Genomic DNA, 17240 nt, shown 5'->3' with positions numbered 1-17240 from the left:
AAAATGCGTCCAGGTATATACAAGATAGATCTACATATCTCCATAGGTCTAATTTCTACACTCATGCACATAAATACCCAATTGCATTTCAAAACTATATAACTTACGCAATAGCTAGTTTCTTATTTTTAGGAATATCCATATTATCACCCGCTCTGATATTATTTACCAACCCAATGACGTCTAGGACAGCGAATTCAGCAATATTAGCAGCTTTGATTTGCACTTTTTTGTCTATATCAATACTCATGATTCCATTTATAAATAAGAATAAAAGCTTATCTCAGTCTTCGATAAAAAAAATCAATGAATTAATGGACAAGGGTGTAAAACCTGAAAACATCATACTTTTCGGCCATTCCTTTGGAGGAGCAGTTGCATCAGAAGTATTAAAATATTTTACAGACAAAAATATTAAACTTGGAGGCGTTATTTTTACTAGCACTTTCAGCTCTTTTCATAATGCAATAAAGCATTTTCCAATTCCTCAAGCAAAAATTTTAAGTGTACTGCCCTCATGCTTATTGAAAAAGATGCTTAAGGTCCTAAATTTAGATTTTGATATAGTAAGCAATATACAAAAGCTACAAAATGATAATATACCAATAGTAGTCATTAATCATGAAAGAGACACCTTAATACCATATCCTGTACAATTGGCAAAGGCAGTAGATGATCTATTGTTAAATAGAAATTCGATTAAGATCGTTAATCTGAGAGGCTTTACAGATAACCCGCATAACGGAGTTTTATCTAGTTGGCAATTGAGTGAAAATTTGGCTGATCTCATGCCTAATAAAATAATGAATAGATAGTACTTACAAAAAACTGTATATTTTTCGGTAAATTAACTATTCTAAACACATGCAAAAACGTCATATAACTATTTGTTGTGTACTGCTTTTCATAATAGGGGCATTATTTTTGATGCGTCCTATGATTGTTCCGTGTCTAATATCTGTTTTTGTTGCACATCTATTTAACCCGCTAGTAACCAAGTTTGAAAAATATAGAATACCACGTTCATGTTCTGTAGTTTTTATAATACTTACCTTATTGATAGCTTTTATATTAGTTATCACATTTGTTTTACCTATTATATATTTTCAAATTACTTTAATATTAAATTTCTTAGTGAATAAGATACCTTCATTAAAGCTTAAAGTGATTCCTTCTGTGCTAGAATTTCTTAATATAAAAACTGAAGATAGTTTATTTGATCACTTGTCTAAAAATCTAGTAGAAAATTACAGTGATTATATATCTTATTTTATAAATGCTCTTAGCATGGGCAGTAATCTTATAATTCAAGTGCTAAATTCAAGCTTTAATTTGATTTACATGGTATCATTAATAGCTATTACGCTTGTGGTGTTTTTTTATGTATTACGTGATTGGCCTGCAATTGTAGAAAAGGCTAATAAACTAATTCCCATTCTTTACAGAGAAAAAGCTGCAGGTTATTTTTCCAAAGTAGATTTCATTATATCTAATTACCTAAAGGGACAGTTAAACGTATGTATAGTCATGATGATCTTTTACTCCGTGGGCCTTAGCATAATTGGGCTGAAGCATTCTGTAGCTATTGGAATTTTATCAGGAACATTAACATTTATACCCTATATAGGGCCATTATTATACACTATTATCGGATTTTTGAGCGCCATTACTCAATTTAGTGGATGGTTTGAAAGTACTGCTGTCTTGCTATTATTTAGTGTTGGTCAATTAATAGACTCAAGCATATTAGTGCCTTTATTAATAGGAAAAAAAGTTCATATACATCCAACTATCATTATTTTAGGAGTTGTCATATGCACCTCATATTTTGGGTTTATAGGTATATTATTTTTTATTCCAATAATAGGAATGTTCAGTGTATTAGTAGAATATGCAATCAATAAATATTTTGAAAGTGAGCTTTATAAAAATGGCTAATTAGTTCACGATAAAAAGAAAAAGGACCTCTGATACATTTGAGAGATGCAAGTAAATTTTTATGCAAAAATTATTATCAAAAAGTAGTAATGTAAGAGGCTTTACGTGCAATTAAATTTATTTAGCAATAATCAAGTTGATTATTGCTGGCAAAACTATATCACCTTAGACGAAAATAAGCACGTATATAACTCAATAGTTAACGATTTATCTTGGAAATGCCTGATTCTTTTTGGACCTAACAGCTCTGGAAAAACTCACCTTGCTCATATTTGGCAATCAATAAACAATGCAATTTTTATCAATGTGAATAATTTTGTAAGCGAAATGAGGTATAGCGATGCGTTTATTTTAGAGGATGTACAAAACATTAAAGATGAGGAAATGTTGTTACATTGTTATAATTATATGAAAGAAAATGATAAGAGACTGCTAATCACTTCTTCAATTTCACCAAAAAAGCTTAACTTCAAACTAAGAGATTTAAGCTCCCGAATATTGTCAACTACCAGCGTAAAAATTTTGCCTGCAAGCGAGGAATTATTAAGAATTATGCTAATAAAACGATTTTCAGATAAACAGTTAAAAATTGATTTAAAAGTGATTAATTATATTCTAGCAAGAATAGAACGTTCTTTCCACAGCATTAATAAAATTATAGAAAAAATAGATAGTGAATCCATAGGATCAAATGTAACCATTCCTTTTATTAACACTTTATTAAAAAAAAGTCCCAAGTGATTCCTTCTGCTGCAAGACATTTGTTATATATATTAAAGATTTATTAATACCCATACAATAATGAAGTTGAAATCACTATCTCTTTATGTTAAAATTATAATAAATACTATGATGTAATAAGCATAAACAGACATAGCTAAGGGATATTTTATATGATAGTAAAACTTACTTTACAGGATGTTTTTTATAGATTTGATGTTATAATTGAAATATGGTAAAAATAAGATCAAATTTAAAAAAAAGGTTAAAACAAAGGTTTGTAGTACTTACTTTATTGATAAATGTTTTATTTATCTCATATTTTCTTATAAAAAATACAAAAAATACTTTTAATCAAATTATAGTCAAAGAAATAAATATAGGAGCTGATAATGAAAAATAAACAACCACAAAATAAAAAAGAGGATCTTTACATAACGTATTACAGAGATACTTTGGTTTCCGAAAAATCCTCTACACAAAATACTTTGGAAAGTTATCGTTCAGATTTACACCAACTTGAAAAATTTTTATTAGAAGGAGGCACTACCTTAGTTGGTGCAAGTAAAGCTAATATTAAAGATTATGTAAACTTTTTACGTACACAAAAGAAATATAAAACTAGCTCTATATCAAGAAAAATATCTGCTATCAAAAATTTCTATAAGTGCCTATTTAATGATGGAATAATAGATTTTAATCCAGCACCGGCTAATGATAATGAATTAAGAAATCCAAAGGTTTCCCGTCCTTTGCCTAAGTATTTAAGTGTTCAAGAAATATTTTTGCTCATGGAAACAGTAAAAAAATCAGCAAGCGGATCGAATAAAGAGATAAGCAGTAAAAGGCTATGTGCAATTTTAGATATTCTTTACTCTTCCGGGATGCGTGTTTCTGAACTAATCAATATGAAGTTATGTGAAGTATCACATTTAGTAAACAGTAATGGTAAGGAAGGCTACATAATAATAAAGGGAAAAAGTGGCAGAGAAAGGCAAATCTTTTTTAATGAGCAAGCATTGCAAAGCCTTAAAGATTATTTATCAGTTCGTGACAATCTGCTCCCTAACAACAAAAAATCTGATTGGCTATTCCCAGGTGATAAACCTAATAAACCAATTACAAGGCAAAGAGTTGGTCAATTAATAAAGGAATTAGCAAGAAAGTGCGATATTGATGAAAATAAAATCTCTCCACATGTGATTAGGCATTCTCTTGCTACCCATCTACTGAATAGCGGAGCAAATATTGTGCTGATACAAAAAATTCTTGGCCATACTAATCTTTCTACAACACAAATATATACTCATATTGCTAACGAAAAGTTAAAGGACAAATTAGCTGATTCTCATCCTATTACTCAGATGATCAATAATTAAACTTATTGCTTTTAGTTTTGTAGTAAAGTTAAATTCAAATAAGTTTACGTGTGTTTGTGATTGCAAGTTTATTATTTAATTTACTCCTTATATTATGGGAAGTATTCTATACTTTAATTACTCTCCCTGTAATTTTCTTTCCTGAGTGTGTAATAACCATTTTCCTTGTTTGCTCGGTGAGAGTTGTATTATTCATGTTGCGTTTATTATGTGGCATTAAATATGAAGTGAGGGGAATGGAAAACATTCCTAAGCAACCTTTTATAATTGCATCTAAACACCAATCTCCATTTGAAACATTTATTTTTATACTACTCTTTAGAAAAGCAGTTTTTATTTTAAAACGTGAATTGAAATGGATTCCATTCATTGGTTTGCATCTCATGGCATTAAAAATGATTTTTATTAACCGCTCAGATGGTATTAGTTCTGTGCGTCATATCATGAAATTAGCAAAAATGCGTATAAAAGAAAATAGAGGCATAATAATATTTCCTGAAGGCACAAGAACGACTATAAACCAAAATATAAAATATCAACCAGGTATCGCTGCTTTATATAGCGTATTATCTGTTCCTGTATTACCGATTGCTTTAAACACTGGTTTGTTTTGGCCAAAAAGCATACTTTCTCTGAGAAAGAATCCCGGAAAGGCGGTAATAGAAATATTACCTCCCATATATCCCGGGTTAAACAAAAATGAATTCTTGCAAAGTTTAGAAAAAATCATTGAAGAGAGAAGTAGTAGATTAATTGCAGAAAAAACTGATATTGCAAATTAACAAAAAGACTTTATAATTAAAAGAAAAGTACAGGTATTAATATATGGCAAATCATAAGAGTGCTAAAAAAATGATGAAGGTAATAGCAAAGCGTACTTTAGTAAATAAGATGCGAAAAAGCAAAACTCGTACTGCTATTAGAAGATTAGTTGATATAATCAAGTCTGGTGATAAAGAGAATGTTGTCTTGGCATTTCGGAATGCTGAATCCAATTTACATAAATGTGTAAATAAAGGTGTCATTCATAGGAATACCGCTGCGCGTAAAATAAGTCGCTTAAATGCAAAAGTAAAAGCATTGATGACCGCTTAATACGGTTAATGTAAAGTTAGCTGTATTAATATATACTCTTCAGTTTGTATATTCTGTATAAAATTAAGTAGCTTAAGTGATGGATAAAAAAGCATTATTGGAACTAAGTAATGGGTCAAAAATTGATCTACCCGTATTAAATGGAACAGTAGGTCCTGGCGTGTTAAATATCAAGGATTTATATAAGAAGACAGGATTATTCACTTACGATCCAGGGTTTGTTTCTACAGCTTCATGCTCTTCTACAATTACATTCATTGATGGAGATGAAGGAGTTCTTAAATATAGGGGACATAATATAGCTGATTTGGCAGAGAATAATAATTTTACTGCTGTGATTTATTTATTGCTCTATGGTGAATTACCCAGTTCAGAGCAACACAAAAAATTTCTTCTCAAAATACAAGAATCATCCAAAGTATCAGAGCAAGTTACAAATGTAATCAAAGCATTTCCAAAAACTGCTCACCCTATGTCGATTTTAGTTGCATGTTTTGCAAATTTGTCAGCGTCTTACCATGAAATGCATGGCAACAATGTCAATGGTGAAGATTTAGATTTTGGAATTTCTGCAATAGCAAAAGTTCCTGCAATTGTTGCAATGATTTATAGACATATCAACAATCAGGAATTCATAAATGCTAATAATAAATTAAGTTATAGTGAGAATTTCTTAAATATGATATTTGGCAGTGCTATTAATAATACCCTTTTTGTAAAAGCTCTGGATAAAATATTTACTCTTCATGCTGATCATGAACAGAATGCTTCTACAGCAGCTGTCAGATTGGTAGGGTCAGCTGGTTCTAATCTATTTGCAAGCCTGTCTGCAGGAGTTGCTACACTTTGGGGTCCAGCACACGGTGGAGCTAATGAGGCAGTTATAAATATGCTAAAAGAGATAGAGCAAAGTGGAGATGTAGATAGATTCATTGAGAAAGCTAAAGATGATAAAGATCCATTTAAGCTAATGGGATTTGGACATCGTGTTTATAAAAACTATGATCCGCGCGCGCTTATATTAAAGGATGCTTGTCATGAGATTTTAAGCAAACTAGAGCAAAACAATAAATTACTTGAAATTGCAAAAAAACTTGAAGAAATAGCTTTAAAGGATGAGTATTTTATTACACGTAAGTTGTATCCAAATGTTGATTTTTACTCAGGTATAATAATGAATGCTATCGGTATCCCTTCAAGTATGTTTACACCCATTTTTGCACTTGCAAGAACCACTGGTTGGGTTGCCCAGTGGTATGAAATGGTAAACGATAAAGAAACCAAGATTTGTAGGCCAAGGCAGCTATACCTTGGCAAATAAACTTTCATTCACAATTCGTCCTCAAATAGTCTAATTTTCTTTAGCTATAAAATACAGCAAATTGATTTTTTATACCAACTCCACTTACTAGACGAACAAATAAGGAATATTACAAACTTGTTTAACCGTAGCAGGGGAAAGACTAACAATAAAATTACATAAAACATCTTCAAGTAGACCGATAGTATCATAGATTTTGTTGCGTAAAATGTTCTGTTTTATATATTGCCAAAACCTCTCTACTGGGTTCAGTTCTCACTTTTACCCACAAATAAAAAAGTGAGTAAAATGGATACCAAATAAATTTGGGATTAAAATGAGTGAAGTAAGTACAAATGTGCAATATACTGATGGCTTAGGGGATAAATGGCTGGAAAGAGAGTTAAAACACGTTAATTTAGGAGATACAAGACTTAATAAGAGACTTATTAAAACAGGCTATTGTATAGAGGGTAAGGCGTCTGGATCAATTAATCAAAGCTGTAGTGGATGGAAAGAAGCTAAGGGTGCATACAGATTATTTAGCAATGAAAAGCTTAAGGATAAGGAAATTTATTCTTCCCATTACAAAGAAACTATGGAGAGAATGAAAGGAAATCAGTTTGTTTTTTCAGTTCAAGATACAAGTTATTTGGATTTTGACTCTCATATAAAAACTAAGAGGCTAGGTAGTATTTCTAAAGCTTATACGAAGCATAAAATGGGTTTACTGTTGCACAGTGCCTTAATAGTCAGCAAAGACGGATTGCCTTTAGGTCTATCTTCTCAACAATGTTGGGCACGTTCTATTAGGGAAAAAGAAACGTCACAAGAAAAAGCAAACAGGAAATACCGTACCTCCATAGAAGAAAAAGAAAGTTATAAGTGGATAACAGCTCTCAAAGAAAGCATAAACAACCTTCCTGCAAATGTACAACTTGTTACCCTTGGTGATAGAGAGGCAGATATCTTCAAATTTTTATGGATCACTGAGACATTAGGTAGTTTTTATGTAATCCGTAATCGAACTAATAGAAGATTTATCTGTACTGAAATTGGAAAAACAGATTTGCAAACACGCATCACTCAACTGCCAGTAAAGAAGAAAATTTCTCTAGAAGTTAATAAAGGTGGAAACCAAAGATCAAGGAAAGCTAATATTGAAGTTAAGTATATGAAAGGCTATATACCTATCAGATCTTCTTCAATTTATGGATCAAAAGACACAGTGCATAAAATAAGTGATAAAATCCCTGTATATGTGGTAAGTGCAAAAGAAACAAATCCTCCTGAAGGATTGGAAGCTATTGATTGGACTTTGCTGACTAATGTACCAGTTAATAGCACTTTAGATGCTATAGAAAGGATAAATTGGTATAAGCTAAGATGGAAAATTGAGGAGTATTTCAGGGTTTTAAAATCAGGATGTAAAATAGAAAGCTCTCGTTTAACTACAAAGGAAAGGCTACAGAAATTAATTGCTATAAAGAGCATTATTGCATTTAAAATTTTATATTTAACAAAAGTCGCTTTATCAAATCCCATGGAAACCTGTACTAAAATTTTAAGCAACGAAGAGTGGAAGGCCCTTTTCATACGTGAGCATAAAGTAGCTACATTGCCAGAAGAACCTCCAAACATAAAACAAGCTATTATTTGGTTAGGAAAATTAGGTGGATTTATGAATAGAAAAAGTGATAATTTACCAGGGGCTATGACTCTATGGCGGGGCTATGAAAATCTTAAGGAGAGCATAGTTATGCTTCACATCATGACCTCTCAAAATTGTGGGTAAAAGTGAGTCTATCACCAAGGGTAACAAGTTGTACATTTGCAGGAAGGTTGTTTATGCTTTCTTTGAGAGCTGTTATCCACTTATAACTTTCTTTTTCTTCTATGGAGGTACGGTATTTCCTGTTTGCTTTTTCTTGTGACGTTTCTTTTTCCCTAATAGAACGTGCCCAACATTGTTGAGAAGATAGACCTAAAGGCAATCCGTCTTTGCTGACTATTAAGGCACTGTGCAACAGTAAACCCATTTTATGCTTCGTATAAGCTTTAGAAATACTACCTAGCCTCTTAGTTTTTATATGAGAGTCAAAATCCAAATAACTTGTATCTTGAACTGAAAAAACAAACTGATTTCCTTTCATTCTCTCCATAGTTTCTTTGTAATGGGAAGAATAAATTTCCTTATCCTTAAGCTTTTCATTGCTAAATAATCTGTATGCACCCTTAGCTTCTTTCCATCCACTACAGCTTTGATTAATTGATCCAGACGCCTTACCCTCTATACAATAGCCTGTTTTAATAAGTCTCTTATTAAGTCTTGTATCTCCTAAATTAACGTGTTTTAACTCTCTTTCCAGCCATTTATCCCCTAAGCCATCAGTATATTGCACATTTGTACTTACTTCACTCATTTTAATCCCAAATTTATTTGGTATCCATTTTACTCACTTTTTTATTTGTGGGTAAAAGTGAGGGTTCAGTTCAGGTGAGTATGGAGGTAAATAAATTATAGTAATATTTTCTGGAATTTTTAGACTTTTTGACTTATGCCAACTGGCACAATCCATGATAAGAAAGGCCTCTTTGTTTCCCAAGCTTTTCGACATCTGTTCTAAAAATATGTTCATACAGTCGGTATTTACATATGGAAAAAGTAAGCTACAGTCCTCTCCGCTCCTGTAATTTACTGCGCTGTAAAGATAGAAATTTTCCCTACCAATTTTTACTTTAATTTGTGTTCTTGATCCCTTTTTAAACCATCCGTGCCCAACTTTCGAGTGTGTTCCAAATCGCGATTCATCGAAGAAAAATATCTCCTTTTTTGGGTTCTTCTGTACAATTTTATTGAGATTTTTTTTTGTACTCTTCTTGCTTGTTTTTGTCTTGTTTATGGTGCACTGGACGTGGCGTGATGTAAGAAAACTTCATCTTTTGTACTTCACTGTGTACTGTAGATTTACTAATATTTAAAGCAAATTCTTTCTGGATTTTTAACCTTACTTCCTTGATAGTAATGTTTGGATTTTTCTCCACCCACATCTCGATTTGCTTGCGTTGACTCTGGTTTAATATACTTTTTTTTCGCCGTTCAGGTGGGACAAACAATCTTTCTACCCTTCCAAATTTTAAATGTTTTATCCATTCTTTCAGCGCAGTTCTTGAGATACACCATACCCTTGCTACCTCTGATATACTATATTTTTTCGCTGCAATTACAGCCTGTAATTTTTTTGAAACATATGCGTTATTTCTCACCTTTTTTAACATTTCTTTTGCCAAGTTTACAACTTTTTCATCTAATAATTTTGACCTTAGTGCCATTCTTAACCTCAATGATTATACCTGCTTGAGTATAACTTCATCACACATATTGTCTATTTGTTTGTTTTGTAACTGGAGTTGGTATAACTTTAAAATATACCTATACTCCTCCCTAGAAGGATTTTCTTCAATGTATTCTCTAGCTAATTTTTTTATTTTACTTTCCAATTCCCATTTAAAAAGAAGACGATAGCCATATTTGCTAGTATCACTCTTTCCATCTATTCTCCTATAGTATTTATCAGCACTACCGTCACTCTTTATTGTTACTAATCCCGCTTTATCAAATAGTTCTGCAGTACTCCATGAATTCGAGTTTTTACTTTCTAAAGTATGTCCTAGCTTAATATGAGGAACACCAGTGTAGGTTTGTTTATATCTTTTTGATTCTCCAAAAATAATACCCTCAGTAATTGAGGAAGCACAAAGCTCTTTTTCAGTATTTTTTCTATAGTAATCAACCACTCTACTCACAGCATCTTCTGCTAATTTTGTCATTGCTCTCTGCCAACTTCCTTCTGCTGTTACTTGTATAAATTGGCTCTCAAAACTTTGAAAAATCTCAATACCAGATTTTACTAACTCTTCCCTGACTTTGATTGGATCCTTTTTAAATATATACAATTGATCTATCAGCTTTTTAAGCTCTGCTCTATTATAACTACTACCAATGCTGGATATTGTTGCTCGAAGAATGTTAATTCCAATAAGAGGAATTACTTTTGATTCCGCTTCTCCTTGTTCTGTTCCACCTTTTCCTATATATATTATCATATTAACAAAATCAGCCCATTTACCTTGCTTTCCTCTTTGATTTTCTAGTCTCTCATAGTACTCTGATAAAGAGCGTTCATAAATAAAAACAAAATCTTCAACAAACTTTCTTAGCTTTTCATGTACTTCCTCCTCCTGTGCAGAAAGTCTTTTTACTTGATCAGAAAATTTTTTTAAATGTTCTTCTAGAGTCCTAATAATCTCTCCCTTATTTTGTTGCTTAGCAATATCTAGTGGAGTTTTACCTTGATTATTTTTAATATTTGGGTCTATACCAGACACATTCAAAAGAAGTTCAACAATGTCTTGATGATTTTTGCTTACAGCAACATGTAGTGGTGTATTACCATCATCATTGAGATCAATATCATTAATATTTTGTACTTGAGTAAGTAACCCTTCAATTTCACTAATCTTATTTAGCTGAGGATTATCCGTTCTATGCTCACGTATCGCCAGAAACAATTTAGCAATGTTAGTATCATCAGGATTATATTGACGTCTTATTCTATTTTTAAATTGAAAAGATTTACTGTTTTGTTGCTTATTCAGCTGCTCTTTCAACCGATCAATGATTTCTGAATTAATCTCTTTTTTTAGATTACTTATTCGATGTTGTGTCCTCAGCATACACACCCCCTATATTACCTAAAGCTTTTGTATAGTAATTAGATACATCAGAAAAACAAAGGATTTTTGAATATTATGGTATTTTGTTGAAGTTTTTGAGCTTCCTTGTAGAAGGGCTTTGTTCTAATTTCGTTTTTGCTGTAAATCATCTCAATTTTTCTTTATTCTCCCAAATTTGGGAGAAAAACCCTGGACTATCCTTTCAAGAATATAATCTTAAGGTGAAAAATTTGAAAGAATGTGGAATATTATAGAAAAAGCAGTCACTCTGTATATATATCACATAGTGTGGATAACAAAATATCGATATCCATTATGAGTTGGAGATATTGGTCAGAAAACTAAAGAAGTTGTACAAGAAGTATGTGGAAGTAGAAATTATCAGAGGTAGAGTTACGTCAACATGTATACGTTTCTGTACCCCATACTTCAGTATTAGTAAGTTAGTGCAGTTAATAAAAGGAAAAAGTTCCAGCAAAACTTTCCAGAGCTGAGAAAAAGATACTGAGTTATGGTTAGTAGGCTACTTTGTAATGATAAAAAATCATATTGAAAATCACTCTAAAAAAGAAGATAAATTTGGTAAGTTGAAAGTTAGCATTCTACGCTCTCTTTCAATCTTTGGATTTTAATCCATAGTGGTTGAATTGAGATGTCATTAAGTACAAATTAAATTCTTTTATTTACTCACTTTACTCATTTTGTATAATATTCGAGAGAGCGAGTTCGAAAAGTACGCTTACCCCCACCAATATAGGTTTCAACATACCATAAAGCCAGCCTATTTATTCTATCGGGGTTTTATTCTAGTGATATTTGTTATTATGACTCCAATACATGCTAATTTAATTATAAATTAATCATTAAATGCTAGAATAGCTATAATTAAATTTATTAGATAATACTTATGAGTGGAAAAAAACATGTCTTTAAGATGGTACCTGGACAGCAATTTTCATGCGGATCTAGTGAATATGAAGTGTATTCTAACATTAAAAATCCTCAATCTATGAAAAAAGTCAAGCTTACACCACTCAGTGAAGAAGACAATAACCTAGAGTTATCTATAAGATTATGTAACAGTTTTCTTCAGAACGGAGTAATGTACTGCGTAGAAGAAAAACAAAATCGATATGTTCACCGTGGTACACCTGGTTATTCCGAGAACAGTAATTCATTTGCATATGACAATGATAGATTAGTTAAACTATCATTAAATTGGGGCATAGGAGATAAAACTGGTTATCATAATTTTGTAGGTGAAGAATTGAAGTACAAATATTTAACATGGGAGGAATCAGGTCTTGGTGACGATAAATATTATTTTTCAGATAAGGAAGGAAACATAATCGATTCACCTGACAACAAGATATTACAATACAGTATGCCACACCATGATACAGCAAAGTTGATAGAAGATATAACATCGTCTAAGATACCAAAGAGTGTACTAATATCAAGTGAGTTCGCCAAAACTTTTTTTAAGAACTTAACAGGAAATCAGTTAGAGACTCTTGCCGATATTCTTAATAATGAGAAATTACAGATTTTAGCAAAGAGCTTAACAAATAAACAACTACAGGTTTTAGCAGAGAACTTAACAGATGGACAATTTCGAGCTTTAGTGGATCATCTAACCAATCACCAATTACAAACCCTCGCTCAGGAACTAAATCCAGAAAAGTTACAAATAATTGTTCCTATTTTAAATGATGCTCAGCTTGAAGCTCTAGTTAGAGACTTAAATCCAGATCAAGTAAAACAAATTTTCCCTCACCTTAAAATGGATCAGTTCGAGATAGCGGTCAAGACAATGAAGGATGACCAGTTTGTAGAACTAATAAAAAATGCAAATGAGAAAATGATAAACACTATTTTGGACGAAGCGTTGAAAAGTAAACTTCCAATCTTAGTAAAAACTTTAGAAGAAGATACATTACATGATTTAATTAATAAGCTAGACCACGAGAAACTTGCAATAGTAGCTCGAGATTTAACTGATCCTAATAAGATTCAGATGGTTATTAAGTCTTTAGTTGACAAACCAGAAAAACTTCAAGCTTTTGCTCATAATATGTCTCGTGAGCAGTTTAAAGAACTTTTGGATAACGTAGATGCAGAAGAGCTTAAAGACATCATTCACAAACTGCCTCATGAGAAAGTCATATCTGTGATTGGCGATCTTAGCAGTAAAGATCAATCTAAAGCTATTATTGATGCATTTCAGGAGAAGTTTGATGAACAAAATGAAAAACAAAATGAAAAACAAAAGGAAATCCTTGAGCTGATTAAGAAACTTGGAGATTCTACTGATAAACCTGAATGGGAGGGCCCTCTTCAAAACGCCAATGCTGAACTAATGGTAATGGAAGAGTACTTTCAGACTGGATACGAAGTATTGTTGAGCTAAATATTTATGGGTTTGAAAAGAGCTTTTTATATTTCTATAGTTGATTTTGTTTGAAATTTTAAATTTTAATGAGGTAGTTTATATGGCCAATGAACCAAAAATTATAAGTAAAGTTACCCTTGCAAAACCGATAAATTATGAAACGAGTAAAGGTACAAAAGCGACAGTTGGTTATACTCATAATGTTATTGATAAACTGATTGAAAGTATGAATGACGGACTTGTTGTGCAAGTAAATACTAACTTGCATGGAGAACAAGAAAAAGTCAAAAAACTGATTGAAGACGTTGGTAATGTAGATAGTGGTTTAGTACAGAGCCTGAATAACTTACAGACAAGAGTAAAAGAATTAGAAGACAATACCACTAATGAACCAGATTGGGGTTAAACTGGAAAGAGTAATAGTCTCTAGGCTATTACTTTCTCCACATACCATTTCAATATGGCTGAGTTGATTTTAAAATTTTATGGAGCTAACATGAGTAACAACAGTAAACAAGAAAGCGAAAATAACTTTGAAGCAATAAACCAAATGAGCGGTTTCAAGTTTAAAGAAATAGACAATATAGAAGTTGAAGTTAAGCCCACAAACTTTGAGGACATTGCAGATAAAATTGCAACAATTCATTACGTCTATCAAGTTATGGATAAGTTAGTCTGCGATTTAAATAAGAAGTTTGTTGTTGACTTAAATGCCTCACTTATGAACAACATATTACAACTTCGAGAAGAGTCTCTTGATATGAGTAAAGCATTGGCTAATGGTTTATCTCATTTGAATAAGTTAATTCAGCAGGATGGATTTATTGATAATAATAAAGAATATAGAACATGGGCAGAAGAACTTGATCACCTAAGGGGCGAAGTTGAAGGATTAAAAGCAGCAATAATTGACCATAATAACGTAGAATGGGAAGCACCAGCTCACTCTGATATATTGTGGTAGTTAGGAAAGTAACAGCTTGCTAGCAGGCTGTTGCTTTCTTTCACATACCATTTCAATACAACTGAATTAGGAAATCTATTTTAGGACTTTCGGCTTATAGTTCTCATCATGTTTTGCAAACACCGTATCTGCAAGAAAAGTACTATTATCAAACATTTTACCTTGCACAACAACACCACTTTTTTCTGAAAACATTGGTGGAAGTATTCCCTGATATTTCACCACAACGCTTTTGTTAAAATCTGTCATTTGAAAAATCACTTCGCTTTCGCTCCGTATCACGCTATTTTCAACAACCATTCCACCAACACGGATTGGCTTTTGATTATTTGGTAAAACTATTGCCTCACTTACTGTATAGAAAAATGAGATATTTTCTTTGAGCGTTGTTAAAATAAAAAAAACTGCACAACTTAAAAAGCAGAAAATTCCTGAAGTTATAAGTAATCGCTTATGTTTCTTCTTCATTATTATCTTTCAGGCTTTCTAGAATTTTTTTACTTTTAGTATAGCAAGAAACGGTAAAAATCAAATTTCCACCAATCAGTATGAAACTAATAAGGTAAGCAAAAATTACATATGTATTCATAATGCACTGCCAATAAATAACTCACCTGCATCAAAATAAATTAAGCTTCCATCCTTTTGCTGCAACAACAATTTACCACTTTTATCTATATCAGCAAAAATTCCTTCATACAATTTGTCAGCTAACTTTACACTGATTTGCTCATTCATTTTGAATGCTTTTTTTAACCACATTTCTCTTATAGCATAAAACCCATCAAATAGCCATTGCTTTCTTAGCTTATTAAAATTTATTATTAATTCCTTTAACAGATCCATGTTAGACACAGATTCACCGTAATTGCTAATGCACGTTGTGCCTGGAAGTGGCGCATGATTGACATTAATTCCAATTCCTATAATGAGCCAATTTGAATTGGATTTTTTTTCAAGCAATATTCCGCTTATTTTCTTGCCATCGATTAGAATGTCATTTGGCCATTTATGTTGAAGATTGAGATCGTTTATGAATTGATCTCTTGTCATCCCAGTGCTTTGACACTGGGATCCAGAAGAAAAAGTATGGATTCCAGTGTCACGCACTGGAATGACACCGCAGTGGGTTTGATTATTCAAGAAATTTAACGATAATAAAGTATTTCCAACAGCAAGAGCAGTCACAAAAGTCAATTCTGTCAATTTGCTGACATCCTTTTCTTGGTTAATTATCAAACTCGCATAGAGATTACCCTCTGGAGAAATCCAGCTTTTTCCAGTGCGTCCCCTACCTTCTGTTTGTTTATCAGCAATAATGACAGTTTCATTTGATATCCCTTTCTCAATTAAACCCAATGCTTCTTCGTTAGTGCTTGAAACTTCTTTGTAATGATGAATATGAAAGCCCTCAAATGTTTCAGGGATCATTTTCTTAATTCTATCAAAAAACTCTCTTATCCAGAAAAACTGTTGCCACGGCTAGCAGAACTTGATAATACAGGTGATTGCATACTGCTATATGAAGCCCTATTTTCATTTACGTCATAGGGCATTGCTTCAGGACCGCTGTTAACATTTGTTTCAGTAAGTGGAAATTCCCGTTTGTCATTAGGAGCTTCCCCTGCATTCTCAGAAGGTCTAGAATTTACTTGATAACCAACGCTATCAAAATTTTTTTTATTTACATCATATAAAAGCTTCTTCTTTGGTTGAAAGGACTGCACTGATGAATTGTCACTTCCTAAACTTGCTTGTAGCCTATCTGGTTCTTGTATTGAGCTCTCAAAGTCACTGCCCCAAGAAATATAACTATCTGTCATACTAGCTTGTGTTTCTCTCCACTTCGATTTCACCTCACTTAAACTCATCGGTAATATCACATTCAGATTTGGAAGTGATTTGGATCTACGTAAATTATTCTGTCTTGTTTTTTGAAATTCCTCAAATGCAGCCTTAAATTTCAAGAGCGAATTCGAATCATCTAATATAGCTCTAAGCGCTAGGGAAAGTTGCTGTGAAGTTAGAGATTGCTCTGGCAGATTCGGTGGAAGTGACATATTTTCTTGATAATTTTTGATGGAATTACTACCATCTTCCAAATTGTTGTGCGCACCCATGATTATCGATGACAAGCTAGGAAATGATTCAAATTGATTCATGCTATTCAGAGGCGAGTTAGTTTCTGGATATGATGGCAACGATTCCTCTGTTTGGTTAGCTTGCTGATCAGCACCTTTAACCATAACGTTTTCAGGTTGCGGTGTTTCTGTTTCTTTCACTGGATCATCAACTGGTGGTTGTTGTGGAATAGGAATAACCGACTTTTCAGGCTCTTGCGAAAGCAACGGTGGCGTAAGAATAGGCACAGCTTGCTCTTTTTCTTGTACTAGACTTTCTCCTTCTTCTTCATTTTTACTTCTTGGTTCGCTACTAACCTTATTAGATTTACCCTTACTGCGTATGGCGGAAATAGTAAATGCTGCTAATGTAATTACTGAAACTAATGCAGCAACTACAGAAATGGCAAAAATTGCCAGAGGAGCTGTAGAGATTACAATACCAAATTTAATTGCTAAAGCAACATAAGGAAAATATAAAACAGCTACAGTGCTCGATCCTCCTAGCAAGAGAGCGGCAATTGAAAATTTCAAAACAGTTTTTCTTTTACTCATTTTTCACCACAAAATATTAATTAATCACTAATTATAAACA

At 32.4% G+C, this 17240-nt stretch carries 17 protein-coding genes and 3 pseudogenes; 12 read left to right on the top strand and 8 right to left on the bottom strand.

Annotation, left to right across the window (positions count from 1 at the left end; all coding sequences use genetic code 11):
* Positions 1–103: 103 nt before the first annotated feature.
* Complete coding sequence (locus ACE38P_RS04825; protein ID WP_010404009.1) at positions 104–250, bottom strand: hypothetical protein; 147 nt, start codon at positions 248–250, stop codon at positions 104–106.
* Between ACE38P_RS04825 and ACE38P_RS04820 the strand changes: the two genes are divergently transcribed.
* From ACE38P_RS04820 to ACE38P_RS04790, 7 genes are all read left to right on the top strand, one after another.
* Positions 249–815 carry an alpha/beta hydrolase gene (locus tag ACE38P_RS04820; protein WP_010404012.1) on the top strand — a complete coding sequence of 189 codons (567 nt, stop codon included), beginning with the start codon at positions 249–251 and terminating at the stop codon, positions 813–815. The two genes, ACE38P_RS04825 and ACE38P_RS04820, sit on opposite strands and share 2 nt — an antisense overlap.
* Before the next feature lie 49 nt (positions 816–864).
* Positions 865–1938 (top strand): AI-2E family transporter, encoded by a 1074-nt coding sequence (locus ACE38P_RS04815; protein ID WP_319803561.1) that lies wholly within the window; start codon positions 865–867, stop codon positions 1936–1938.
* A 105-nt stretch (positions 1939–2043) separates the two neighbouring features.
* Complete coding sequence (locus ACE38P_RS04810) at positions 2044–2679, top strand: DnaA ATPase domain-containing protein (protein WP_064085999.1); 636 nt, start codon at positions 2044–2046, stop codon at positions 2677–2679.
* Between the two features lie 371 nt (positions 2680–3050).
* Positions 3051–4037 (top strand): site-specific tyrosine recombinase, encoded by a 987-nt coding sequence (locus ACE38P_RS04805; RefSeq protein ID WP_374699610.1) that lies wholly within the window; start codon positions 3051–3053, stop codon positions 4035–4037.
* 56 nt (positions 4038–4093) lie between these two features.
* Positions 4094–4819, top strand: coding sequence for a lysophospholipid acyltransferase family protein (locus ACE38P_RS04800; RefSeq protein ID WP_374699609.1), 726 nt, complete (start codon positions 4094–4096; stop codon positions 4817–4819).
* Positions 4820–4862: 43 nt separating this feature from the next.
* Positions 4863–5132, top strand: a complete 270-nt coding sequence (rpsT, locus tag ACE38P_RS04795; protein WP_007302369.1) for a 30S ribosomal protein S20 — start codon at positions 4863–4865, stop codon at positions 5130–5132.
* 79 nt (positions 5133–5211) lie between these two features.
* Positions 5212–6453 carry a citrate synthase gene (locus ACE38P_RS04790; protein ID WP_374699608.1) on the top strand — a complete coding sequence of 414 codons (1242 nt, stop codon included), beginning with the start codon at positions 5212–5214 and terminating at the stop codon, positions 6451–6453.
* Between the two features lie 87 nt (positions 6454–6540).
* Here ACE38P_RS04790 and ACE38P_RS04785 read toward each other — a convergent pair.
* Positions 6541–6708: pseudogene (locus tag ACE38P_RS04785) on the bottom strand (IS630 family transposase); the annotation flags it as partial.
* A gap of 61 nt (positions 6709–6769) precedes the next feature.
* On the opposite strand from ACE38P_RS04785, the gene ACE38P_RS04780 reads away from it, so the two are divergent.
* Positions 6770–8227, top strand: coding sequence for an IS4 family transposase (locus ACE38P_RS04780; RefSeq protein WP_374699293.1), 1458 nt, complete (start codon positions 6770–6772; stop codon positions 8225–8227).
* Here the strand turns inward: ACE38P_RS04780 and ACE38P_RS04775 are convergent.
* From ACE38P_RS04775 to ACE38P_RS04765, 3 genes and pseudogenes are all read right to left on the bottom strand, one after another.
* Positions 8202–8855, bottom strand: a complete 654-nt coding sequence (locus tag ACE38P_RS04775) for a transposase DNA-binding-containing protein (protein ID WP_374699607.1) — start codon at positions 8853–8855, stop codon at positions 8202–8204. The two genes, ACE38P_RS04780 and ACE38P_RS04775, sit on opposite strands and share 26 nt — an antisense overlap.
* Before the next feature lie 60 nt (positions 8856–8915).
* A pseudogene (locus tag ACE38P_RS04770) lies at positions 8916–9765 on the bottom strand (IS630 family transposase); the annotation flags it as partial.
* Positions 9766–9780: 15 nt separating this feature from the next.
* The gene (locus ACE38P_RS04765; RefSeq protein ID WP_374699606.1) at positions 9781–11169 is read right to left on the bottom strand and encodes an ankyrin repeat domain-containing protein; all 1389 of its coding nucleotides are present in this window, start codon (positions 11167–11169) and stop codon (positions 9781–9783) included.
* 240 nt (positions 11170–11409) lie between these two features.
* On the opposite strand from ACE38P_RS04765, the pseudogene tnpA reads away from it, so the two are divergent.
* From tnpA to ACE38P_RS04745, 4 genes and pseudogenes are all read left to right on the top strand, one after another.
* A pseudogene (tnpA, locus tag ACE38P_RS04760) lies at positions 11410–11801 on the top strand (IS200/IS605 family transposase).
* Between the two features lie 275 nt (positions 11802–12076).
* Entirely contained in the window at positions 12077–13579 is a 1503-nt protein-coding gene (locus ACE38P_RS04755; protein WP_374699605.1) for an MgtE intracellular N domain protein, read from the top strand.
* Between the two features lie 82 nt (positions 13580–13661).
* Positions 13662–13967, top strand: coding sequence for a hypothetical protein (locus ACE38P_RS04750; protein ID WP_374699604.1), 306 nt, complete (start codon positions 13662–13664; stop codon positions 13965–13967).
* Positions 13968–14057: 90 nt separating this feature from the next.
* Entirely contained in the window at positions 14058–14525 is a 468-nt protein-coding gene (locus ACE38P_RS04745) for a hypothetical protein (protein ID WP_374699603.1), read from the top strand.
* 75 nt (positions 14526–14600) lie between these two features.
* On the opposite strand, the gene ccmE is transcribed toward ACE38P_RS04745, so the two are convergent.
* From ccmE to ACE38P_RS04730, 3 genes are all read right to left on the bottom strand, one after another.
* Entirely contained in the window at positions 14601–14993 is a 393-nt protein-coding gene (gene ccmE, locus ACE38P_RS04740; RefSeq protein WP_265041769.1) for a cytochrome c maturation protein CcmE, read from the bottom strand.
* 117 nt (positions 14994–15110) lie between these two features.
* Complete coding sequence (locus ACE38P_RS04735; RefSeq protein ID WP_374699602.1) at positions 15111–15956, bottom strand: biotin--[acetyl-CoA-carboxylase] ligase; 846 nt, start codon at positions 15954–15956, stop codon at positions 15111–15113.
* A 26-nt stretch (positions 15957–15982) separates the two neighbouring features.
* Positions 15983–17200, bottom strand: a complete 1218-nt coding sequence (locus tag ACE38P_RS04730; protein WP_374699601.1) for a hypothetical protein — start codon at positions 17198–17200, stop codon at positions 15983–15985.
* Between the last annotated feature and the right edge of the window lie 40 nt (positions 17201–17240).

The organism is Wolbachia endosymbiont (group A) of Limnophora tigrina, from assembly GCF_964263225.1.
Classification (GTDB): Bacteria; Pseudomonadota; Alphaproteobacteria; order Rickettsiales; family Anaplasmataceae; genus Wolbachia.
Note: the sequence above shows the minus strand (reverse complement) of the source record. Positions and strands in the feature narration are given on the sequence as shown.